Below are 21,792 nucleotides of genomic sequence, written 5' to 3'. Positions count from 1 at the left end.
CACGCAGGTGGGTGAATGGGTTTGAGGTCATGTATAACTCCTCCCGGTCAGCAGGATGCTCAACTCGTCGCCGGAGTCCACGTGATCGATTCCGGGGCCCGCCACCGCCAGGCCCTCTACCAGGGGCAGACTTGTTACTAAGTGGGATTTCGACCCCAGCGCGTGCACCGGCACGACATTCTCGCCGTTCCAACACACTGGCATGAACTGAGTCTTGGCTGCTGGGGAGCGCCACGGAGCACCAGCTCGGGCACGTAGCAGGCGACGTCCCAGCAGCGGGTCTATGGGTGTTGTCACCCCGGCGGGTGTCGCGTCAATTAGATCGGGTGACAGGCCGCGCAACCGTGCCAGCAGTGGGGCGACGTATATGTGGAAACTCACGTAGGCCCCGACCGGGTTGCCCGGTAGGGCGAGCACGGGCGTCTCGGCCACCATTCCAGCCCCTTGGGGGCCTCCGGGCTGCTGGGCCACATGGTGGAAGGTGAGTTCGGGCAGCCCCTGCCGCACGACCTCGTAGGCCCCCATGGAGATGCCTCCAGCTGTGACAATAAGGTCCACCCGCCAGGAGCGGACGAGCTCGCGCAGGCGTTCCGGGTCGTCGGGTACGCGGGTTTGCTCGACGACTCCTCCGTGTGTGTGCACCAGACCAGCCAACATGATGCCGTTGGAATCGGGGATTTTGCCACGATCTAGCGGTTCACCAGCCTCGCCGAGCTCCGAACCTGTCGCAAGGACACCGACCCGAGGGGCCGGGTGAACTCGCAGACTGCCATGACCTACTGCGGCTGCAGCGGCCAGTGCCTCGGGGGTCAGTCTTCTCCCGGCAGGCAGCACCGTGGCGCCGGTGGCTAGGGCCTCACCACGGCGTCGCACATTGGCACCGGCTGAGGGGGCGCGAAAAATCGTCACTGTCGCGGGGGCGTCGACAGTTCCGGGGGCATGATCGGTGTCCTCCACTTTGATGACGGTGTCGGCGTTCTCGGGCAAGCGGGCACCGGTCATGATGCGCTGGGCGGTTCCGGGGTCGAGAGGCCGGTGGGCGGGAGATCCGGCGGGTACGTCATCGGTGACCGGGAGTGTGACAGGGGTGTGCGCAGTGGCCTCGGACACGTCGGCGTGACGCACCGCGAACCCGTCCATCGCAGAGTTGGTGAACGGCGGTACCGTCAGTCGGGCGGTAACTGGTTCGGCGCTGACTAGCCCCAGACACTCGGCCAGCGGTAGTTCGACTGTCTTGGGTGCGGTAGCCAGTGAGGAGACCAGTTGCAGGTGCCGTGCGATGCTCACTGGCTTTGGCGTCGTGGCGGGCACGCTGGAGCGAGAGCTGCTCACGGCTCCTCCCCGGGCAGCCCAGCCCATTCGTGGGAGCCGTCAGTGAGCCATTGGCATTTCCACACCGGCAGGCTTTCCTTAACGGCGTCGACGAGTTCATAGGCCGCCTCGAATGCTTGCCCGCGGTGGTCTGCTGATACGGCCACGACCATCGCTGTTCCGCCGACCTCCACGTGGCCGATTCGGTGCTCGGCAGCTACGCCGTGGACGCCATCGCGCGTGGCGCACTGCTCGACTAGGTTTGCCAAGATCTGCGTGGCATGGGGGTGGGCACTGTAGTCGATGGCTGTAACGGACTGGCCGCCATCGTGGTTGCGAACCACTCCGGTGAAAGTCACGACAGCACCACTGCGGTCGTCACTCACCAAGCTGACGACCTTGGCGACGTTCAGTGGCTTGTCACTGATCTTGGCGTGCATTCACCCTCCTGCAAATGGTGGAAGGACCTCGACCTGGGCTCTTGCGGGCACGATCTGTTCACCGCGGACAGCAGATCCGTCGACGAACAGGGTGCACACTCCCAGCAATCGTCCCAATCCCGGGTGCAGGCTACGAAGGTGGTCGAGTAACTGATTGACGGACAGGCCGGTTGGCGTCTCCACCGTCTCCTCACTGGTGCCGGCGGCCTCAGCTGTGCCGCCGTAGTAGTGCACTTGCATATTCACCCTCCAATGGCAGACATGCGACGCCGGGAGTTGGCAAAACTCCCGTTGTCAACCCCGTGGTGGGCGCTTTTGCACCACATTTCACCTTGCCATACGGCGATGATCTCGTCATCGCTGGCTCCCGAGCGTAGCAGGGAACGCAGATCGGCCTCTTGGTCAGCGAACAAGCAGTTGCGGATCTGGCCGTCGGCGGTGAGCCGGGTGCGCGAGCAGTTTTCGCAGAACGGTCGAGTCACTGAGGCGATGATCCCCAGCCATCCGGGGCGTGTGTGCCGCGAGCTCACCGACCAGCGTTGCGCGGGTGAGGAGCCGCGCGCAGCCTGGTCAGCGGTGATGTTGAAACCTGTCTCTCGGACCACGGTGAGGATGTCGTCGGCACTGACGGTTGCCTCCCGTCTCCAGCCATTCGCTCCGATCGGCATGAACTCGATGAATCGTAGTTCTAGACCGCGGTCCAGGCAGAAAACGAGCAACTCGGGAATGTCGCGGCGGTAGGAGTCGATCTGGGGGACGGCATTGATCTTGATTGATAGTCCTGCGGCGAGGGCTGCGTCGATCCCTGCCACGACGTCTGCGAGCCGGTCTCGTCGGGAGATGGTGGCAAACCGTTCGCGGTCCACGGTATCCAGGGAGATGTTGACCCGATTCAGGCCGGCCTCGACGAGACCGTCGACACGTCGGTCCAGGCCGATCCCGTTGGTCGTTAGCGCGGTGACCAGTGGGGTACCGTTCGTGCGGCGCAGCGTCGACGTTGCGGCCACCAGGTTTTCCAGATTAGGGCGCAACAAGGGCTCACCGCCGGTGAATCTCACCTTGGTGATGCCCAGTCGCTCGACCCCGATGCCAATGACACGGATGATCTCGTCGTCGGTGAGCAAGTCACGGTTGGCCAACCAGTTCATGCCTTCGGCAGGCATGCAATAGGTACACCTCAGGTTGCAATGGTCGGTTACCGAGACCCGCAGGTCGGTAGCCAACCGTCCGAAACGGTCCGGCAGACCATGGTGGGCGGCACTCTGGCCCGTCGCGGCGCTCATGACCTCACCGTCCTCCCGGTCTGTCTGTGGTGTGGTCATGTCATCGCTAACGTGGCCGAACTTCTGTCGACTCGAGGATATACGTCGGCACTGTACAGATGAAGTGAGCCAGAGCTCGTGAGCCCGACGCTAGGAGACTTTGCGGGTAAATGAGATAACATCTGTTCCAAATATTCGGAAGAAGTCATCAAATTCTTCCGCGAATACGGAAATTTTGGGCCATTTTTACGGAGTTTACCGATATGAACATAATGAGTCCGCATCCTCCCTCCCACCGGGTCTCCGACGTGGCGGCCCTGCTAGGGGTCTCTGACGACACCGTGCGTCGCTGGATCGATCAGAGACACGTTCGCGCCGCTAAAGACACCACAGGTCGACTTCGTGTGGACGGTGCCAGTCTTGCTGCGTTCCTCGTCACTCAGCAGCAGGAGCGTCAAGACCTCGCTGATGGCGCGCAGACCCAGTCGATGCGCAACCACATCCGGGGTATCGTTGCCAAGGTTGTCAGCGACAAAGTGATGAGCCAGGTCGAACTGGTCACCGGCAACCTGAGCATTGTTTCACTGGTCTCCACCGAGGCCGTGCGTGAGCTCGGTCTGCAGGTCGGCTCGATCGCTGTGGCTCAGGTCAAGGCGACCAATGTGTCCCTTCAGCTACCCGTTACCAGGTGATCGAGATGTCAAGAGTCTCGCTGCGAACCTGCGCCATTGCAGCAGTAGCAGCGGTGTCGCTGGCGGCGTGCGGCAGTGGGCCGTCTTCCCCCCAGCCCTCGGCAGCCCCGACGAGGTTGACCGTCTTTGCCGCTGCGTCCCTCACAAAGTCCTACGAGCAGATCGGCGAGCAATTCGAGCGCAAGTATCCCCGGGTCGACGTGCAGTTTTCCTTTGAAGGGTCCCAGAACCTGGTCGCCCAGATGGCCCAGGGGGCCCCGGCTGATGTCCTGGCCACCGCTGATCAGAGGAGCATGAACAAAGCGGTTGAGCAGAACTTAGTGAATGCCCCACGTCAGTTCGCCAGCAACGTGCTCACCCTTGTTACCCCTGCACATAATCCGGCGAGGGTGACCGGATTGAACTCTTCGCTGCGTGGCGCCAAGCTTGTCATATGCGCCCCAGAGGTGCCCTGCGGCAACGCGACGAGGAAACTCGCCAACAAGCTGGGCGTCACGTTGAAGCCGGTGAGCGAGGAACAGAAGGTCACTGATGTTCGGGGCAAAGTTGAGTCTGGGGAAGCCGATGCGGGGATCGTCTATCGCACGGACGCGCTCGCGGCTGGCAACAAAGTGGACGTGATACCGATCGGTCGAGCCAATGAAGTCGTCAATCATTACCCGATAGCGTCCGCGGTCGGTGCCACCCACCAGGGCTTGGCTAAGAGGTTCGTCGAGTACGTGATGTCGGCTGATGCCCAGAGAATCCTCTCGGATAATGGGTTTTCCGGGCCGTGATAGGTGTGAAGCGACAGTCCGGTATCGGTTCCAATCGCCCTGCGAAGCGGACATGGGCGGTTACCGGGGAGACATCGCGGTGCGATGAACGAGTGTAGTGGTGCTGTGCATGGGGCCATCAGTGTGAAAACCCGGCGCCGACTGTTCGATCCAGCCCCAATGCCGATGTGGATCGTTATCCTCGCCGTGGTGGGTATTTGCGTGCTCGTCCTGCCTTTGGTGGGGATGGGTAATGAAGTGCCTTGGGCTCGGATTCCGGCGATCATGGCCTCACCGGAGGCTCAGGATGCGCTGTGGCTGAGCGTGCGCACCTGTGTGATCGCCACTGTCGTCGACGTGTTTCTGGGAGTACCTATTGCCCTGTTGCTGGCCCGTGACTGGAACGGTGTAGCAGCGGTACGAGTACTCGTGTTGTTGCCACTGTCGCTACCGCCGGTGGTCGCCGGTTTGGCCTTATTGGCGACGTTTGGTAGACGCGGCATGATAGGAGCGTCGTTACACGCTGCAGGCATCTCCATCGCGTTCTCCACGGCGGCCGTCGTCATGGCACAGGTTTACGTCTCGTTACCCTTCCTTGTCACCGCACTTGAGTCGTCTATCCGAACCCGGTCGTGGAAGTTAGAGCAGACGGCCGCAGCTTTGGGAGCGGGGCCGTGGCGGGTACTCAGGACTATTACTATGCCCACTGTGGCCTCGGCTATGGGACGTGGGACGGCGCTGGCTGCGGCTCGATGTTTGGGCGAGTTTGGGGCGACGATCACTTTCGCGGGATCGCTGCAGAGCGTCACCCGGACAATGCCGCTTCAAGTGTATTTGGCTCGTGAGACCGATTCGGATACTGCCATGGCGTTGGGGCTCGTCTTGGTGGTAGTCGGAGCGATAGTTGCGGGTCTCACCCAGTGGCAACCGAGGCAGCGATCGTGGCGACGAAACGAGCCACCGCTTGTGGAGGAAGGCCTGCCGGGACAAGGAAATTATGAGCTGGCTGGCACTAGGGGGACTCCGTATGAGCAGCATGTCTGCGAGCAGAGTGATCCTGGGAAGGATCTGCCTGAACAATTGTCGATCACTACTAACTTGGGTATGAGTGCGGTGACTGTCTGGTCTCCCCAGGCTCATGACGACTCAGTGTCTCGAGTCAGGGGTGCGTCGGCCGGACATGAGCCGATCGGTTCAGCCGCAGCTGCGATCCACGTCGACGGGCAGGTGAGCTCTCGTTCATGGGACGTGAGGCTGGATGTCGAGCCCGGCGAGGTTGTCGCCGTCATGGGGCCTAACGGGGCGGGGAAGTCGACCCTTGCGAGTGTCGTGACTGGATTGCTTGCCTTGGATCGTGGCCGGGTGTGCATCGGTCGGCAGCTTGTTGACGCCGGGGATGGTCGCATCGTGCTGCCTGGACGCCGCGGAGTTGGTTTGCTCACCCAGGACGCGCTCATCTTCGAGCACATGTCGGTGCTCGATAACGTTGCCTACGGTCCACGGTGTCATGGCTTAAGTCGAGCACAGGCGCAGAAGGTGGCCTATGCCCAACTCGCTGCGGTGGGATGCGCTCACCTTGCTGCACGTCGCGGTGGAGAACTTTCGGGTGGCCAGGCAGCGCTAGTAGGTCTGGCTCGGGCATTCGCCGTCGAACCGGCCGTTCTGGTACTCGACGAGCCCACTGCCGCACTTGACATTGACGCTCAGATACGAGTGCGCGACCTGCTGAAGTCTCAGTTGGATCGCACCAATATGACGGCTCTGATCATCACCCACGACGTCGCCGACACGATGAGGGTGGCCGGACGATTAGTTGTTCTGGAGCACGGCCGGATCATCGAGGATGGCGTTGTGTCCCAGTTACTTGAGAACCCGAAAACGGCTTTTACGGCTCAGCTCGCCGCATTAGTGAAGTTCGAGGTCAGGACTAACTCACAGGGCGCGGAGTCTTCCTCGTGATGGAGCGTGACGTGCACGGAGTTGCCCCCGGCGCGCTCGATCACCCGGTACAGCATGCCTTGCTGGATTGCCATGGCAACTGGATCGGTGTCATTGGGATCGACGAACGGAGAAGCTCGAAGTATCAAAGCGGTTGGATTCGTCGGATGGGGCTCGGCGGAGAAACCGAAAGCCGTGAGGAACACGCGGATTTTCGTCATATGATCGGCTAGGCTGAATTTGTCACCGGGGGAGTGCTCCGTGTGATCCGGGACGTTGGCCATCGCTAAAGCGTCGTCGCCCAGGTGCTCTCCCAGGCTTCTCGCGGCGGCGACGGGATCGTCGCTGGTGTCGCGAATCCACCGGATTGTCGACCGGCTCAGGTGCCGTAACAGATCGGCCGGTGAATTTGGTCCGGACAAGGTCCGGCTCGTGTATCCCCAGTATGGACGGCCCCGGCCTGTTGCTGGGAGTTTCTCGCGTTCCACCAGCCCCAAGGACACCAGCACGTTGAGGGGCTCCCGAATCGTGTTGACGTGTAACTTGGATTCTCCGGCTAAGTCGGCAATCGTCACTGGTCCCGCGTGGAGCGATACTTCTTTGAGGACTGACTGCTGGGCAGGGGTGAGCGATGCGATGATGGTGAGAATTTCGCCTATTCCTTGCCCGCTCATATCACCATCCGTAGTGCCGCGACGAAGATCCCAGATGGCCGTTCTTGGACCTGTATATGACGTATGGTCTTGTCGGGTAGCTTACTGGCGCAGAAACGACGTGCACCAACCGAGTGAATGGCCATACGCTGAACAGGATCATCCCAGCCATAACATGTATCTTATAATCTAACGGTACCGTGGCCATTAGTTCTGGTCGAGGCTGAAACAGCGCGATGGAGCGGAACCATGGACCGATAGTATCGCGGTAATTGTAGCCGCCGACAATCATCTGCTGGTGTACGGTGGCCCAGCATCCCAGCGTGACTGCCAGAGTGAGCAGCACATAGGTGACGATGTCCATTGTGGTTGTCGTGAGGCGCACCGACTTTGTCATGAACCTGCGATACAACAGCCCGATGAGTCCGACGAGGGCCGCCAGCCCGGCTGCACCCCCCAAAACGGTCGCCATGACGTGATACGTGTCCTCGGTGATTCCGATGGTGGAAGTCCATGACTGGGGGATGACAAGTCCCAAGACGTGTCCCAGGAAGACGAAGAGGATCCCGAAGTGGAACAGTGGCGACGACCAGCGCAGGATGGACGGCTCGTTCCACTGGCTTGATCGGCTCGTCCATCCGAACTGATCAGTGCGGTACCGCCAGATCATCCCTCCGATGAGGAGGATGATCGACAGGTAAGGCAGTACTAGCCATACCAATAGATTTGTGTTCACAACTGTCTCCCGAGGGTTGATACGGGATCCGTGGCGGCGAGACCCACCATCTCAACGGGCGGCCCCTGACTGATGAGTTTCTGGTAGCGGGCGAGGGTCTTCTCGTCTAGAGGTGACAGGATGAGACACAAACCTTCTAGAAGGTGTGCGTAGGGACTAGACGTCGTGACCAGTGCTGATCTAATAACTTCCAACGCTTCTCGATTGGCGCGCAACAACGTGTCGCCCTCGCTGGCGCGTGCCGAGAACTCCAATACGACGGGCAGATAATCGGGCAACTCGTTGGCATGGTCCAACTCGAACCCGGCACTGCGCATGACTTCCCGGAATCCCAGGATTGCAGCCCCCCGTTCTCTGGTGTCGCCGGCTGAGTAATAGCTGAGGTATAGCGCACAACGTCGATGCTGGTCGAAGGTCTCGACGTAGTGCTCCTGTAGGGCACGCAGCCCCCAGCTCTCTGCCACGCCGCAGAAGGCGGTAATTTCATCAGCTACCACGGTGGGCATGAGGTCACGATCGTGGCGCACCGCCGTAATAATTTGGGTGAGTTGCTCGTCCGGGTAATCCAATAGCAGACTCGTCGCCATGTGAACCACGCGGCGCTGGGCAAGAGAGGCATCCACGTGGGTCGACACTGGCATGCGTGGTGCGCCTAAGAAGACACCCACCTCAGATCACCTCCAGCGGCAAGGTGGGTGTGCCCTCTGGGGCGCTGACTGGGGAGGAGATGCTGTGGAAGGCTTCGAGGCTTCCACTCACGGGGCAGCGACCCAGGTCGGCGATTCCATCGGGTAGGCCGCTGCAGGTGGTGGGAATGACGTAGCGGTCGTCGTACTTGGCGATGGATAGCAGTCGGTACATGCTCTGGATGTCCTCGCCGGTCATGTCCACTGCCTCGGGGATCGTTTCGTCTGCTTCATTTCCCAAAAAGATGTCTCGCATGTAGGAGCGCATTGCAGCCAGACGACGAAGTGAGAGCTCAACTGGAGCCGTGGCTCCAGCAGTGAATAGCCCGGCGAGATACTTAAGCGGAATGCGCATCTGGGAAATCGCGGCCAACAGCACTCTGTGATCTTCCCCGTCGTTGCCCGAAGCGCTGACAGCGTCGACGACTGGTGACAGAGGTGGTATGTACCAGACCATCGGCAGTGTTCGGTACTCAGGGTGCAGGGGTAGGGCAATTTGATAGCGGCTGATGAGCTGCCATACCGGTGACGCCTGGGCTGCTTTGATCCAAGAGTGTGGGACGCCGCTGGCCTTGGCTTGTGTGATGATTTCGGGGTCGTTGGGGTTGAGGAGGATTTCTCTCTGGGCGGCGTACAGGGTACGTGGGTCGGGCTGGGATGCGGCCCAGGTGACTTGGTCGGCGTCGTAGAGGAGCACCCCAAGGTAGCGCAGTCGTCCAACGCAGGTTTCCGCGCATACTGTTGGCTGTCCGACTTCCAGCCGTGGATAGCACAGTGTGCATTTCTCGGCTTTGCCGCTGTGATGGTTGAAGAACACCTTCTTGTACGGGCAGCCGGACACACACATGCGCCAGCCGCGACAATGGTCCTGGTCGACAAGGACGATTCCATCCTCGGCACGCTTGTAGATCGCCCCGGATGGGCAGGCAGAAACACATGTTGGGTTGAGGCAGTGTTCGCAGATGCGCGGCAGATAGAACATGAATGAATCCTCAATGGACTTGCGTACCGTGAGGTTCATTTGGTGTAGTACTGGGTCCTGATCGAGGGTTTCTATGGAGCCACCAAGATCGTCGTCCCAGTTGGGGCCCCAGTCGATGGTGTCCTTGTGCTCACCCGTGAGGGCTGATTTTGCCCGGGCAGTGGGAATGTGCTGAGTCGATGGGGACGCCAGTAGGTGGTCGTACTCGTAAGTCCACGGCTCGTAGTAGTCCTTCTTGGCGGGCAGGTTCGGATTGGCGAAAATCTTGCCTAAGGTGGCCAAACGCCCTCCCTGATACGGGACCAGTTTCCCGGAACGGGTGCGCTTCCAGCCTCCCCTCCAGCGTTCCTGATCTTCCCAGCCGCGCGGGTAGCCAATGCCGGGTCGGGTCTCGACGTTGTTAAACCACATGTACTCTGTGCCCTCACGGTTTGTCCAGGCCTGTTTGCATGTCACTGAGCAGGTGTGGCAGCCGATGCACTTGTCAAGGTTCATCACCATCGCGATCTGTGCCATGACTTTCATCAGAACGTCACCTCCTGGCCGCGACGCCTGATGAGCGTCACTTCGTCACGTTGATTGCCGGTGGGGCCGTAGTAGTTGAAGGCGTAACTGAGCTGGGCGTATCCGCCGATGAAATGGCTGGGTTTCAGCATGATACGAGTCAGGGAATTGTGGGTGCCGCCACGTTTTCCTGAACGTTCGGTCAGCGGGGTGTTCACAGTGCGTTCCTGGCCGTGGTACATGAACACCGTCCCCTCCGGGATCCGATGACTGACGATGGCCCGGGCGTCAACTGTGCCGTTGCGGTTGTAGGCCTCCACCCAGTCGTTGTCCGTTACCCCAATCTTCGCGGCGTCGACGGGAGACATCCAGATCGTCTGGCCTCCTCGGGCCAGCGTGAGCATGTGCAAGTTGTCGTAGTACTGCGAGTGGATGCCCCATTTGTTGTGCGGGGTCATGTACCGCACCGATACGACCGCCGTGCCATCGGCATCAGTACCTGTGTATCCGGCAGGTGGCTCATCGTAGATATGTGCGACATCGAGTGGGGGGCGGAAGATCGGAAGGCTCTCACCCATGTCACGCATCCAGTCGTGATCCAAGTAATAGTGCATTCGTCCGGTGAGGGTATGCCACGGCTTGTGCCGCTCCATGTTAATGACGAAGGCTGAGTAGCGACGCCCCCCATGCTCCGAACCCGACCACTCGGGTGAGGTGATGACGGGTTGAGGTTGGGTGACCGTGTCGGTGAATGTCACTCTGCGATCCTGTGACCCCACCGATAGGTCGGTCAGCTTCGTACCTGTGCGGGCTTCTAATTGCTCAAATCCGACAGTGGCTAGACGGCCGTTAGTGGTACCCGAGGTGGCCAAAATTGTGTCGCAAGCTTTGATCGCGGTGTCGAGGAGCGGGCGCCCTGTACCAGGGCCAGAGGTGGCGACGCCGTGGCGTCGTGCTAGGTCGGCGACTTCCGGATCAGGATGGAACGGCACCCCCTTAGTCACCATGCCGAGGCTTTCGGTGAGTGGACCGAGGGTGTCAAACTTCGCGCCGATCTGGGTGTAATCACGCTCCACGGTGACAAGCTTTGGCATCGTCACTCCGGGTATCCAGGCTTCTTGCTCACGGCTGACGGAACCGGCGGGCGTCGTCATTTCGTCGGGGGTGTCGTGCATCAACGGTGCAGCGACGATGTCGGTGCGGGACCCCAGGTGTTTTACGGCCATCTGGGAGACGGAATATGCCAAGGTCCGGAACACCTCAAAGTCGGTACGTGCCTCCCATGGTGGATCCACAGCTGGGTTGAAGGAATGAACGTAGGGATGCATGTCGGTGCTCGACAAGTCGTGTTTTTCATACCACGTCGCGGCTGGCAGGACGACGTCCGAATGCAGTGTGGTGGACGTGTTGCGGAAATCCGCGGTCCACATGAGGTCGAGTTTGCCGGGCGGGGTGTCGTCGCGCCAACGGATGTCGGTAGGACGCTTGCCTTCAGGTAGCTCGGTGGCGTTGACGTCATTCTCGCAGCCAAGCATGTGCTTCATGAAGAACTCGGTGCCTTTGGCACTGGAGCCCAGCAGGTTGGTGCGCCAGTTGGCCAGCAGCCGTGGATAGTTTTGGGTGGCGTCGGGATCTTCGCAGGCGAAGCCTAACGAACCGTCGGTCAGCTTCTGGGCGATGTACCCAGCTGGTTCCATCCCGGCAGCGGCGGCCTCGTCGGCAAGATCTAGCGGGTTGCGGGTGAAGGTCGGGTAGCTCGGCGTCCATCCGCGGCGGGCCGAGTACACCATGCAGTCTGCAGTGGTTCGGCCGGCAAACGAGCCGCTGCCCAGAGGGGAAGCAATGCTCTCGGCACGGGCACCGTCATAACGCCATTGGTCGGTGGTGAGGTAATACCAGGCGGTAGCGATCATTTGACGTGCCGGACGTGCCCAGTCCAGCGCGAACGAGTAGTTGGCCCAGCCAGTGAACGGGCGCACCTTCTCCTGGCCGACATAGTGGGCCCATCCGCCACCGTTGACGCCCTGGGTAGCACACATGTTCGTCAATGCCAGGAATGTCCGGTAGATCTCGTCGGCATGGTAGAAGTGGTTGACCCCTGCTCCCATAACGATCATGGACCGTCCACCGGTCTCTAGCGAGTTCAGTGCGAACTCGCGACCGATGCGTTCGGCTGCAGCTGCCGGCACGCCGGTGAGCTCGGCCTGCCAGGCGGGAGTGCCCGGCACCGTGGGGTCGTCGTAACCGCTGGGCCATTGGCCGGGCAGACCCTCACGGCTAACGGCGTATTGGGCAAGCAGGAGGTCGTAGACTGTGGTGACTAGCCGGTCACCGATGCGACGGGCTGGTACTCCGCGGTGCACGATGCCGGCACCTAGGCTTGTCTGGTCCGGGTTGGAGGGCAGGTCGAAGCGGGGCAGGGCAATCTCTACGGCTTTCCAGGAATTGGCGTCCATCATGCTCATGACGGGGTTGACGCCATCGAGATCGAGATTCCAGTGTCCGACGCCCGACTCGGAGAATCGATCGGCCAAGGTTCCACCGGGATCCTTGAGCGACCCGTCAGCCTCCATCACCAGGGGACGGAACTCGGGGTGATCCGGGCGCGTCTGGAGATCGACCTTGTCGGCGGTGAGAAACTTTCCGGGTACATATGCCGCGCCGTCGGCCTGTGGGCCGTCGAAACGGTCTAGTTCGACGAGGAAAGGAGAGTCGGTGTAGCGACGCATGTAGTCAAGGAACATTGGTTCGCGACGTTTGACATGGAATTCCGAGAGGATGACATGACCCATGGCCATGGCGAGAGCTCCGTCGGTTCCTGAAGCGACGCGCAGCCATTCGTCGGCGAACTTCGTGTTGTCGGCATAATCCGGGCTCACGACGACGACCTTCTGGCCGTGGTAGCGCGCCTCGGTCATGAAGTGCGCGTCTGGGGTACGTGTCACGGGGACGTTGGATCCCCACATGATGAGGTATTGGGAGTTGAACCAGTCACCAGCCTCTGGCACGTCGGTTTGGTCGCCGAATACCTGAGGGCTGGCTGGGGGAAGATCGGCATACCAGTCGTAGAAGCTCAACATAGTGCCACCGAGTAGTTCAGTGAACCGGGAGCCGGCTCCGTAGGACACCATTGACATGGCTGGGATGACAGAGAACCCGGCGATGCGGTCGGGACCGTAGGCCTTGATGGTGTGCACGTAGGCTGCCGCGATGATCTGGGTGGCTTCCTCCCATGAGACACGCACCATGCCTCCGTGCCCGCGGGCGCACTTGTATGCCTGGGAGAGCTCTGGGTCGTTGGTGATGGATGCCCAAGCGTCCACTGGATCGCCGAATTCGGCGAGTTTGTCTCGCCACGCATCAAGCAGGACTGAGCGCACATAGGGGTGACGTATTCGTGTGGGGGAGTACTCGTACCAGCTGAATGACGCGCCACGCGGGCATCCTCGCGGCTCGTAGTCGGGCATGTCCGGGCCGGTGGAGGGGTAGTCAGTCTGCTGGGACTCCCAGGTGATGATCCCTTCCTTGACGTAGATCTTCCATGAGCACGAGCCGGTGCAGTTCACTCCGTGGGTTGAGCGCACGACCTTGTCATGGGACCAACGCTTGCGGTAAAAGACGTCGGCGTCGCGTCCGCCTTCCAGAAATAGCTGGCGTGTGTCGGACGACGTCGTACCACGGCGTAGCCACGTCCCCATTTTCAGCAGGGCTGAGCTGCTGAGGGACTCGGCGTCAGACGTTTCGTCGTACTCCGTCATTGGGGTCTCCTTTGTAAAAACCGAACCAGGTGGAGTGTGTCGAAACTAGGGTTGCTGGTCAGCCAGGGCATGGAGCACCCGGGCGGGCATAACGGATCCAGCAGATGATCGAGCACACAATGCAGAAGACGGTGCAGATCCAGAACCAGGCAACGGCTGACATCGACGACAGAGCGACACCGACGACAAATGGGCCGAAACAGCCGATGGCGGCGGTGAACCCGATGGCTCCACCGGCTTGTCTGGCAGGCATGATCATGGGCATCTGCTTGAACGTCCCGGCGTTGCCGATACCGGAGAAGAAGAACATGGTGAGCATTCCCCACAGGAAGTAGCCGAACTGGCTTGGACTTGTGGGGTTGAGGAAGAAGGCGCAGAACCCGAACGTCAGTGCCATCCCGATTCCCGAGACAAGGGTCCAGATCGCCCCACCGAATCGGTCGCAGAGCGGCCCCCAGATGACACGCACCAACGAGCCGATCAGTGGGCCAAGGAAGGCGTAGGAGGCCCCGGTGGGCAAGTTAGAAAATCCGTGGGCCAAGTTGCTCGAGTTGCCATAGGTATTCTCGATGAGTAGCCCGAACTGGGCGCTGAAGCCGCTGAACAGGCCGAACGTCATGACGTACATGAGCGTCATGATCCAAGTGTCGGGGTTGGTGAAGATGTCGATCTGCCGACGGAAGTTCGCCTTTACTGGAACGTCTTTGAGCATAGTGAATGCCAAAATCGTGGCCAGGATGGTCCACGGGACGAAGACGATGGCGATATTGTGCACCCACAAGGGGCTCCCGGCGGTGTGCTGCGGGGCGATCCACGTGAGGCCGAGGAGCCCGAAGCCCATGAGCCATGGGCCGAGCAACTGAACGATGGACATCCCCAGGTTGCCGATGCCAGCCTGTACTCCCAAGGCGGTGCCCTGCTTGCTTTTAGGGAAGAAGTAGCCCGTTGATGGCATGTAACCGGAGAAAGATCCGCCCCCAACGCCGCATAGGAAGGCGAGGAGGAGAAGGGTGCCGTACCCGGTCGATGTGTTCTGGACGGCGAAAAACCAGCCCAGCATAGGGACGAGGTAGAGCAGGGAGCTGTATCCCACGAGCCTGCGAGTGCCGATCACCGGCGGTAGGAACATGTAGACCAGGCGGATGAATCCTCCCGAGAGCCCTGGCATGGCGGTGAGCCAGTACAGCTGTGACTTCGTCAGGTGGAATCCGATGGCGTTGAGTTTGGGTGCGATCGCACTCACCAAGAACCATACGCAAAACGCGATGATCATGGAGAACGTCGAAATGGTCAAAGTTCGCCATGCGATACCGGAATCCCAGTTTTCCTCGGGATCCCAGTTCTCGATGAGATGGTGGGAAGGGCTTGTGCTCACAATGTCTCCGCGTGGGATCGTGTAATTAACACGGATATTACCAGAAAAAATAATCGGCGTGAAGGCTGCCCCGCCTTGTGCCCCAACGCCGGCGTGGCGGCATCGCGTGGTTTGCTGTTTCTGGCGGGGCGTATCGTCGGCACGATTCGAAGATGTGTTGGATGGTCATATTGGTCGGAAACCTTGGTGAAGTCTGTGGCGGGTGGCTTGTTATGGATCGGTATGCGGCATGATCATGACATGACCAATCGTCGTTTGGACGCCGTCATCCTCGCTGGTGGATGTGCTCATCGATTGGGTGGGGTATCGAAGGCGAATCTGCGTGTGGGGACACGTCGTCTACTTGATGTCGTGTTGGACGCGGTGGATGGTGCCCACGAAGGGCTGGAAGGTAGCAACGTGGTCGTTGCTCGCGAATCAGTGGAGGTGCCATGGCCAGTGATACGTACCATGGAGGACCCGCCTGGGTCTGGGCCGTTGGCTGGAATCAGAGCCGGGCTGCAGGCTTTGCCTCCCGCTCAACCGGATGACTTGGTGCTCGTTTGCGCGGTGGACTCTCCGGGAATTGGCAGGTCGATTCGGCAGTTGCGCGAAGCGTTAGAGGACGATCCGTTGAACCATTTCGCTGGGGCCGTCACATTTGGGGGAGTGCCGAAGCCCCATCGTCAGCTCCTGCAAGGGTTGTATCGGCGAGTACCTTTAGAAGCCTCGATTGTCGCTGCTGACACGGTCGTGAACCGCTCGGTACACAGTGTGCTCGGTGGCTTATGCTTGCTCGACCTTCCAGTGGAGCCAGAGGCTTGTCGTGATCTTGACACTCCGGGCGATGTGGAGTGGTGGTTGCGTCACATCGGCGATTGATTCTCCGAAGCGTACGTGTTTCTCGGAAACCCTGCGGCCCATGATGAGACATCCTCTCCATGCCGTTACCGTGGTCATTACTATGACAGCGAGACACTCCGTGTCCCAGGAGCACAGAGTTAGTCGGGGCGCTGCTTTAATAAAGCGCGTTGTGGAGCATGTGTGGTCCCGCATCGCTCGGTTTCCGTAAGTCTTGCGAGGGGGCGGACTCTTGCCCCTCTAGAGGCGCACTCTTAGTGGCTTATGCTGAGCACGGGTCGGCGGGAGCGCTGATCGGATCTCGATAAGATCGATTGTGTGGATGAGATCAGGGCACGCATCATCACTGTCTCAGATCGTTGTGCTGCTGGCGCGGCCTTGGACCGGTCTGGGCCCTTGGCTGCTTCAATGCTTGCTGAGTTGGGATACAGCTGGCTCAAGGTCGATCCGGTGACCGTCGTACCTGACGGGATCGACTCGGTGGGTGGTGCTTTGAGGGATGCATTAGAGAATGGATGCCGGCTTGTCGTCACTACCGGTGGAACGGGGATCTCGCCGCGTGACCTTACCCCGGAAGCCACCGAGCCGTTGTTGGTGGCCCGTCTAGATGGGCTGGCCGAGCAGGTCCGAGCCCTCGGTGCGCATAGCTCCGCTCTGGCAGGACTATCGCGTGGTTTCGTAGGTGTGACTTCACGGGGTGACCAAGCGGCTCTCATCGTCAATGCGCCCGGCTCCACTGGCGGAGTGCGCGACACCCTCACTGTGATCGGGCCGATGCTCGAACACATCTTCAGGCAGCTTGCCGGAGGAGGACACTGACGTTCATAACTAGCGAGTTAGCGCACACTGCATTTACTGAGTGCGGCGAACCGCACGTGCAGGCGCCCCCTCGGTCCGCTGGGTCGTAGGGTGTTTTAAACGTGGGTGTTGTGGCGACCAACAGGTGGTCAGCAGCCTATGACAACCCTGAGAAGCGAGGAGGTAGTCATGTCGCATCATGACGACAACCCTGAGAAGATGGCCCGGATGCGTGATTGGTTGGAGATCGCTGCAAGAGAGGTGGCCGTCGATCCATCCGTTCTGACCGATGTTGAGCAGCCTTTGCTTGACATGGTCTCAGTTATCTCGCACGGACCGTCCCGTCCTGGAGCTCCGCTGACGGCATTCCTTGTCGGTATTGCCACGGCACAGGGTGGCGATACCCTGCAGTTGGTAAAGAAATTGATGCAGGCCGCCGAGCAGTGGGGCCAAACACGGGACTAAACCTTCATGGGGAAGCGGGGCTGCTTGCAATCATTTGTAGCAGTGGCCTTAGTTGATTGGCGTTCATATGCCGATTCGCACCAGACTCCAGTAGTGCAGCGCTCGTCCGACGATCTCGCCGGCGAAAGTAATAATCAGCGTGGTGATAAGTAGCCAGCCAAGGCTATGGGGGTGCTCGCGCGGTGTGTGTAAAGCTCCGCGGTAGACGAAACTCCCGAGCATGAGCGCGATGACACCAAGCAGAATGAGTCGGGTAGCGTAGATACCTCCGGAGAACGTGTTACTGGCCTGGTGGGCGACAGGCCCGCCGGAGGCCAGCTGGGATGTGTAGAGCGGATAACCCACCATGAGGGCAACCGAGACCACGGCGGCGCCGATGGAGCACCATTTGGTTACCGTCAACGACAAGTCCCATTCCTGATCATCGGTTGGAGCGTTGATGGCACGGATCTCCTCGGTGACGTGCCGGGACCACCAGCCCGTGGTTTTCGGATGCTTTTCCCTGGCTGAGGGGCCAGCTGCTTCGTGACTATGGCGCACCATCGCGGTGATCATGAGTGCACAGGCCACTGAGAGAGTTCCCAAGATGATGGTCGTCGCTGCAAAGGAGAAAGGCACCCACCAGTTGTGCCAAGCCGGGACCGTCACCAAGGAGTAATAGATCATCGACTCGCACACCAACAGTCCGATGCCAACGATTGCGGTGAAAACCGCGAGAACCCGCTGAATAGCGAAAGTAGGTCGCTTAAACCAACTCAGCATGGCGAAGACAAAGCCGAGTAGGGCGAAGCCGGAGCCAAACATGATTTCACGCGATAGCCAGGAAGTCTGCGGGTGACGCAAGACGTTGAGGGTATGAGCCGGGTAACCCATATGAAACATGGAGACGAAGAGGCCGAATACCATGGCCGGGCCGATGGCATAGAGCACTGGGCGACTGGTTCGCTCCACGACGCTGTTTTCGCGTCCCCTGATGGCTACCCCCACGTGGACGGTCCCAAGGACTAAAAAGGCACCAACGCACATCTGTGTGACGACGGTGAATAGGATCATCGGAACGTCGTGGGTGTTCATCAGATCTCCTTGGTATTAGCGATCTCGCCGGTGCCCTCGTCCCACCTCTGGGCGTCACGATGCGCAGTGATCACTAGGTGCGGTTTGGTTACCGAAGGATCAGGCAGTGGAGCGATGGCGTCCTCATTGCCGTATTTGCCGCGCAGCTCATCGATAGGTCCCCAATCCAGAGCTCGCGACGGGCAAGCGGCTACACAGGCTGGCTCTTTACCCTTACTGCGATAGTCGTAGCACAGATCGCATTTGCTCATTCGGCCAGTGTCCTTGCGGTACTGCGGTGCGCTATACGGGCACGCCCACTCGCAGTATCGACATCCCACGCACTTGTCTTGGTCGACGTAGACGGTGCCGTCATCGCGGCGGGACATTGCCGTGGTAGGGCAGACTTTCATGCAGATCGGGTCCTCGCAGTGGTTGCATGAGACTGACGTGTAGTACGTGAAGACCGAGGGGTTGAAAGTGTCCCCCGAGATCTGCCAAGTTCCTCCGCTGTACTCGATGACTCGGCGCCACCGCACCCCCGTGGGCAGGTCGTGTTTGTCAATGCAAGCGATTTGGCAGGCTTTGCACCCGGTGCACAGTGTCTGGTCAAAGAAGAAGCCGTACTTGGCTCCTTTTGCCGTATAGTTCTTCTCTCCCATCCTCTGACTCCTTAGATTTTCCGGATGTTCATCAGGTCGGTGTAAACCCGATTTGCGATTTTGTCTATGGTTGCCGATGCTAGTTCGTCATATGCTGATGCATTCATCTGTCTCAACGTTGGCGCGTTTATGTGCGGTTGACTGATTTCCCGTGGGGGCGGGGTATTCATGCTTTTTCCACATTGGCGATCGTCGTGTGCACCGCATTACCCTTCGCTAGCGGCGAAGGGTGCAGCGAGGTGAGAGTATTCATGGCTCCATTGATGTCGACCGGTTGCTTGGGATTGGCGTTGCTCGGCGGGGCGACCTTTGTGTTACTCAAGGGGCAGTACCAAGCGCCCTGCGGCACTGAAAGAACGCCGGGTGCAATACGGTCGGTGACACGGGCCGGTAGCCGGATGGTACCGCGGTCGTTGTAAACAAAGACTTGATCGCCATTGGCGATATCTTTAGCTCGAGCATCTCGAGTGTTGATCCAGACAGTCTGGGGATGAGCGTCCAGCAGCCAGTCAACATTGCCATAGCTGGAGTGGGTTCGTCCTTTGAAATGGTGACCTATCACCTGGAATGGATATTTCTTGGAGGCTTTGGCCTCCTCGGGGCCTTCCCAGGTGACGACGTATTCCGGCAGTGCAGTGAGTTTGTCACCAGCTAGCTTCTTGCGGAAGGTGCCGAACGTCCACGCTTCGGACATTGCAGCTAGCCGCTCAGAATAAATCTCGATCTTGCCTGACGGGGTCTCTAGTGGATTGGCAACCGGATCTTTACGGAATTCATCAAGCTCTACATAGGGGCCCATGTCTTTGCGGAAGATACCTATTTTCTTCCACTCGCGGTAGGTGGGCAGACTGGGGTCTTTCTTTCGAGTCTCCTCGATCGTGCGTTCCAGCCATTGGCTACGGGTCAACCCGCCGGTAAATTCCTTCTCGGTGCCTAGACGCTTGGCCAGTCCGGCGCAAATGTCGAAGATGTTGCGGCACTCGTACAAAGGCTTGATTGCCTGAGATGAAACGATTCCATAGGCCATCGGCCCCCCGTTCTCGCCTGGGTGGATATCTTCTTCCTCGGCGGTAGACGTGCCAGGAAGGACGTAGTCGGCGTAGCGTGCCGAGGTCGTGTACTGGATGTCACAAACGACGATGAGCTCGCATTTGGAATCGTCACGCAGGATCTCCACAGAGCGGTTGTTGTCGCCTGTCTGTCCCACCAACGAGTTGCCCGCGTACTGCCACACCATCTTGATGGGGGCGCTGAGCTTGACATTCGTCGGCTTGCCGTGCTCGTCGATGGGAACCTTGTTGGCACGTATTCCGGGGGCTGGCTTTTCACACACCCCAGAGTTGAAGGTGTCCATCTGCTCACCATGGTCTATGGCGTCCAGCCAAGAGAACACCGGGATGATCTTGTTGGATTTGGTATTGGTGATCTCAGTGTTGAAAGGCAAAGTGAACTGGAAGGCTTGGGCGCCTTCGCGAGCACCGGTTCCGCCGCCGGGGATGCCAATGTTGCCGGTGACGGCTGCGAGCAGGAAGATCGCCCGAGCACTATTTTCTCCGTTGGCATGACGCTGGGGTCCCCAGCCTTGGGTGATGGCGCAGGGGTTGGCTGCTGCGATCTCACGTGCCAGGCGGCGGATCCGCTCTGCCGGGACTCCGGTGATGTGGGAGGCCCACTGCGCGTTCTTGATGGTATGGTCGGGTCCCTTCCCCTCCAGATAGGCCCGGTAAGACGAACCGGCTGATGTTCCTTCGGGTAGATGTTTGTCATCGAAACCGATGCAGTAGCGATCAAGGAAAGCTTGGTTGTGCAGGTCCTCGGTGATCATGGTATGGATGAGACCTGCGACCAAGGCGGCATCGGTGCCGGGCCGAATCGGGATCCACTCGTCAGCCATAGTAACGACAGTTTCAGAGTAGCGCGGGTCGATGACTATCGTGCGTACACCCGAGGTCTTGCGTGTCTGCTGGGAAACGAACACTTGGCCGCCACCTGACATGCGTGTTTCCGCAGGGTTGTTGCCAAACATGACCTGAAGTTTGGAGTTTTTCGCGTCATCAAATGAGTTGCCTCCGACCCATGATCCGTAGAAATACGGGTAGGCCTGAGTTATCTCGGTGGTCGAGTAGTCACTGTAATGGTCGAGGTAACCTCCCCACGTGTTCATGAGCCGGGCGAAGGCGCTCTGATCCGGCGGCCACGACTTGGCCATCACTGAGCCTAACGTGCCAGTGCCGTAGTTAATGTAAAAAGCTTCGTTGCCGTACCTGGCCTTGATCTTTTTCATTTTTTCGGCGATCTCGTCGAGGGCTTGATCCCAACTGATCGTTACCCATTGTTCATCTCCCCGCTTGGTGCCGGGCTTGCGTTTCATTGGCTTCTTCAACCGGTCAGGATTGTAAATGCGGTGGCGAATCGAACGTCCTCGCACGCAGGCACGTACTTGCTGGGAGCCCAGTTTGTTGTTTGCGGTGTCGTCGGGTAGGGCGCGGACGATGGTGCCGTCCCTGACCTCCAGGCGCAGCGGACAGCGTGAGCCGCAATTAACGGTGCAAGCAGACCACACGAAGGTCGAGGCGTCGTTGGTTGGCTTGTTGGCTAGTGCATCTTTCGTCTCGTGTAATACTGGGGCGAGGGCGGCAGCCCCGCCGACCACGGCGGACCATTTCATGAATTCACGGCGACGTGCCTTGGTCTTTAGCCCAGGTATATTCGTCGAATAGGATTCCACGTTGAGACCTCCCGACATACGATACGTCATTCACAACTTACCGTATCGTGTGAAAAGTCGTAGCGATTTTCAGCCTATGCTTATTGCAGCTTACGGAACACTGTGCACTGGCGCTGAGACCCCTCATCGACCGGTAGTCCTAAACCCTGTAGAG

At 59.6% G+C, this 21,792-nt stretch carries 19 protein-coding genes; 6 read left to right on the top strand and 13 right to left on the bottom strand.

Going from position 1 to position 21,792, the window contains the following annotated elements:
• Positions 1-27 precede the first annotated feature (27 nt).
• The 4 genes from glp to moaA are packed head-to-tail and all read right to left on the bottom strand — an operon-like array spanning position 28 to position 3,073.
• Positions 28-1,359, bottom strand: a complete 1,332-nt coding sequence (gene glp, locus LRP59_RS11595) for a gephyrin-like molybdotransferase Glp (protein ID WP_002521252.1) — start codon at positions 1,357-1,359, stop codon at positions 28-30.
• Positions 1,329-1,751 (bottom strand): molybdenum cofactor biosynthesis protein MoaE, encoded by a 423-nt coding sequence (locus tag LRP59_RS11590; RefSeq protein ID WP_002513239.1) that lies wholly within the window; start codon positions 1,749-1,751, stop codon positions 1,329-1,331. The genes glp and LRP59_RS11590 overlap by 31 nt, the downstream gene beginning before the upstream one ends.
• A complete protein-coding gene (locus tag LRP59_RS11585) occupies positions 1,752-1,991 on the bottom strand; it encodes a MoaD/ThiS family protein (RefSeq protein WP_002513240.1) in 240 nt (79 codons plus the stop codon).
• A gap of 2 nt (positions 1,992-1,993) precedes the next feature.
• Positions 1,994-3,073 carry a GTP 3',8-cyclase MoaA gene (gene moaA / locus LRP59_RS11580; RefSeq protein ID WP_252236876.1) on the bottom strand — a complete coding sequence of 360 codons (1,080 nt, stop codon included), beginning with the start codon at positions 3,071-3,073 and terminating at the stop codon, positions 1,994-1,996.
• Positions 3,074-3,276: 203 nt separating this feature from the next.
• On the opposite strand from moaA, the gene LRP59_RS11575 reads away from it, so the two are divergent.
• The 3 genes from LRP59_RS11575 to LRP59_RS11565 all read left to right on the top strand — a co-directional run bounded on the left by LRP59_RS11575 (position 3,277) and on the right by LRP59_RS11565 (position 6,419).
• Positions 3,277-3,705, top strand: coding sequence for a molybdopterin-binding protein (locus LRP59_RS11575; protein WP_002513242.1), 429 nt, complete (start codon positions 3,277-3,279; stop codon positions 3,703-3,705).
• Positions 3,702-4,481 (top strand): molybdate ABC transporter substrate-binding protein, encoded by a 780-nt coding sequence (gene modA / locus LRP59_RS11570; RefSeq protein WP_002513243.1) that lies wholly within the window; start codon positions 3,702-3,704, stop codon positions 4,479-4,481. Before LRP59_RS11575 ends, modA begins: the two co-directional genes overlap by 4 nt.
• A 159-nt stretch (positions 4,482-4,640) precedes the next feature.
• Positions 4,641-6,419 carry an ATP-binding cassette domain-containing protein gene (locus LRP59_RS11565; protein WP_002513244.1) on the top strand — a complete coding sequence of 593 codons (1,779 nt, stop codon included), beginning with the start codon at positions 4,641-4,643 and terminating at the stop codon, positions 6,417-6,419.
• Here LRP59_RS11565 and LRP59_RS11560 read toward each other — a convergent pair.
• The 6 genes from LRP59_RS11560 to LRP59_RS11535 all read right to left on the bottom strand — a co-directional run bounded on the left by LRP59_RS11560 (position 6,353) and on the right by LRP59_RS11535 (position 15,146).
• Complete coding sequence (locus LRP59_RS11560) at positions 6,353-6,973, bottom strand: hypothetical protein (protein WP_002531776.1); 621 nt, start codon at positions 6,971-6,973, stop codon at positions 6,353-6,355. The two genes, LRP59_RS11565 and LRP59_RS11560, sit on opposite strands and share 67 nt — an antisense overlap.
• Before the next feature lie 100 nt (positions 6,974-7,073).
• Complete coding sequence (gene narI / locus LRP59_RS11555) at positions 7,074-7,787, bottom strand: respiratory nitrate reductase subunit gamma (protein ID WP_002513245.1); 714 nt, start codon at positions 7,785-7,787, stop codon at positions 7,074-7,076.
• Complete coding sequence (gene narJ, locus LRP59_RS11550) at positions 7,784-8,374, bottom strand: nitrate reductase molybdenum cofactor assembly chaperone (protein ID WP_032499877.1); 591 nt, start codon at positions 8,372-8,374, stop codon at positions 7,784-7,786. Before narJ ends, narI begins: the two co-directional genes overlap by 4 nt.
• An 82-nt stretch (positions 8,375-8,456) precedes the next feature.
• Entirely contained in the window at positions 8,457-9,980 is a 1,524-nt protein-coding gene (narH, locus tag LRP59_RS11545) for a nitrate reductase subunit beta (protein WP_002513247.1), read from the bottom strand.
• On the bottom strand, positions 9,980-13,717 hold the full coding sequence (locus LRP59_RS11540; RefSeq protein WP_148378524.1) for a nitrate reductase subunit alpha: 3,738 nt from the start codon (positions 13,715-13,717) through the stop codon (positions 9,980-9,982). Before LRP59_RS11540 ends, narH begins: the two co-directional genes overlap by 1 nt.
• Before the next feature lie 58 nt (positions 13,718-13,775).
• A complete protein-coding gene (locus LRP59_RS11535; protein ID WP_171011475.1) occupies positions 13,776-15,146 on the bottom strand; it encodes a NarK/NasA family nitrate transporter in 1,371 nt (456 codons plus the stop codon).
• A 168-nt stretch (positions 15,147-15,314) separates the two neighbouring features.
• On the opposite strand from LRP59_RS11535, the gene LRP59_RS11530 reads away from it, so the two are divergent.
• From LRP59_RS11530 to LRP59_RS11520, 3 genes are all read left to right on the top strand, one after another.
• A complete protein-coding gene (locus LRP59_RS11530) occupies positions 15,315-15,953 on the top strand; it encodes a molybdenum cofactor guanylyltransferase (RefSeq protein WP_002521262.1) in 639 nt (212 codons plus the stop codon).
• Positions 15,954-16,250: 297 nt separating this feature from the next.
• A complete protein-coding gene (locus tag LRP59_RS11525) occupies positions 16,251-16,751 on the top strand; it encodes a molybdenum cofactor biosynthesis protein B (RefSeq protein ID WP_002513251.1) in 501 nt (166 codons plus the stop codon).
• Between the two features lie 138 nt (positions 16,752-16,889).
• Positions 16,890-17,195, top strand: a complete 306-nt coding sequence (locus LRP59_RS11520) for a DUF6457 domain-containing protein (RefSeq protein WP_002521264.1) — start codon at positions 16,890-16,892, stop codon at positions 17,193-17,195.
• Between the two features lie 63 nt (positions 17,196-17,258).
• Here LRP59_RS11520 and LRP59_RS11515 read toward each other — a convergent pair whose 3' ends face one another.
• From LRP59_RS11515 to LRP59_RS11505, 3 genes are all read right to left on the bottom strand, one after another.
• A complete protein-coding gene (locus LRP59_RS11515) occupies positions 17,259-18,269 on the bottom strand; it encodes a DmsC/YnfH family molybdoenzyme membrane anchor subunit (protein WP_002513253.1) in 1,011 nt (336 codons plus the stop codon).
• A complete protein-coding gene (locus LRP59_RS11510) occupies positions 18,269-18,910 on the bottom strand; it encodes a DMSO/selenate family reductase complex B subunit (protein WP_002521265.1) in 642 nt (213 codons plus the stop codon). Before LRP59_RS11510 ends, LRP59_RS11515 begins: the two co-directional genes overlap by 1 nt.
• Before the next feature lie 166 nt (positions 18,911-19,076).
• The gene (locus LRP59_RS11505) at positions 19,077-21,656 is read right to left on the bottom strand and encodes a DMSO/selenate family reductase complex A subunit (RefSeq protein ID WP_002532928.1); all 2,580 of its coding nucleotides are present in this window, start codon (positions 21,654-21,656) and stop codon (positions 19,077-19,079) included.
• Positions 21,657-21,792 lie beyond the last annotated feature (136 nt).

The organism is Cutibacterium sp. 37298 (assembly GCF_023838685.1).
GTDB lineage: Bacteria > Actinomycetota > Actinomycetes > Propionibacteriales > Propionibacteriaceae > Cutibacterium > Cutibacterium acnes.
Note: the sequence above shows the minus strand (reverse complement) of the source record. Positions and strands in the feature narration are given on the sequence as shown.

What these genes read in the sequence shown, in the direction of transcription:
- glp (WP_002521252.1), bottom strand. Translation starts at nt 1,359, where the DNA reads ATGGGCTGGGCTGCCCGGGGAGGAGCCGTGAGCAGCTCTCGCTCCAGC.
- LRP59_RS11590 (WP_002513239.1), bottom strand. Translation starts at nt 1,751, where the DNA reads ATGCACGCCAAGATCAGTGACAAGCCACTGAACGTCGCCAAGGTCGTC.
- LRP59_RS11585 (WP_002513240.1), bottom strand. Translation starts at nt 1,991, where the DNA reads ATGCAAGTGCACTACTACGGCGGCACAGCTGAGGCCGCCGGCACCAGT.
- moaA (WP_252236876.1), bottom strand. Translation starts at nt 3,073, where the DNA reads ATGACCACACCACAGACAGACCGGGAGGACGGTGAGGTCATGAGCGCC.
- LRP59_RS11575 (WP_002513242.1), top strand. Translation starts at nt 3,277, where the DNA reads ATGAACATAATGAGTCCGCATCCTCCCTCCCACCGGGTCTCCGACGTG.
- LRP59_RS11565 (WP_002513244.1), top strand. Translation starts at nt 4,641, where the DNA reads ATGCCGATGTGGATCGTTATCCTCGCCGTGGTGGGTATTTGCGTGCTC.
- narJ (WP_032499877.1), bottom strand. Translation starts at nt 8,374, where the DNA reads ATGGCGACGAGTCTGCTATTGGATTACCCGGACGAGCAACTCACCCAA.
- narH (WP_002513247.1), bottom strand. Translation starts at nt 9,980, where the DNA reads ATGAAAGTCATGGCACAGATCGCGATGGTGATGAACCTTGACAAGTGC.
- LRP59_RS11540 (WP_148378524.1), bottom strand. Translation starts at nt 13,717, where the DNA reads ATGACGGAGTACGACGAAACGTCTGACGCCGAGTCCCTCAGCAGCTCA.
- LRP59_RS11530 (WP_002521262.1), top strand. Translation starts at nt 15,315, where the DNA reads ATGCGGCATGATCATGACATGACCAATCGTCGTTTGGACGCCGTCATC.
- LRP59_RS11520 (WP_002521264.1), top strand. Translation starts at nt 16,890, where the DNA reads ATGACAACCCTGAGAAGCGAGGAGGTAGTCATGTCGCATCATGACGAC.
- LRP59_RS11515 (WP_002513253.1), bottom strand. Translation starts at nt 18,269, where the DNA reads ATGAACACCCACGACGTTCCGATGATCCTATTCACCGTCGTCACACAG.
- LRP59_RS11510 (WP_002521265.1), bottom strand. Translation starts at nt 18,910, where the DNA reads ATGGGAGAGAAGAACTATACGGCAAAAGGAGCCAAGTACGGCTTCTTC.
- LRP59_RS11505 (WP_002532928.1), bottom strand. Translation starts at nt 21,656, where the DNA reads ATGTCGGGAGGTCTCAACGTGGAATCCTATTCGACGAATATACCTGGG.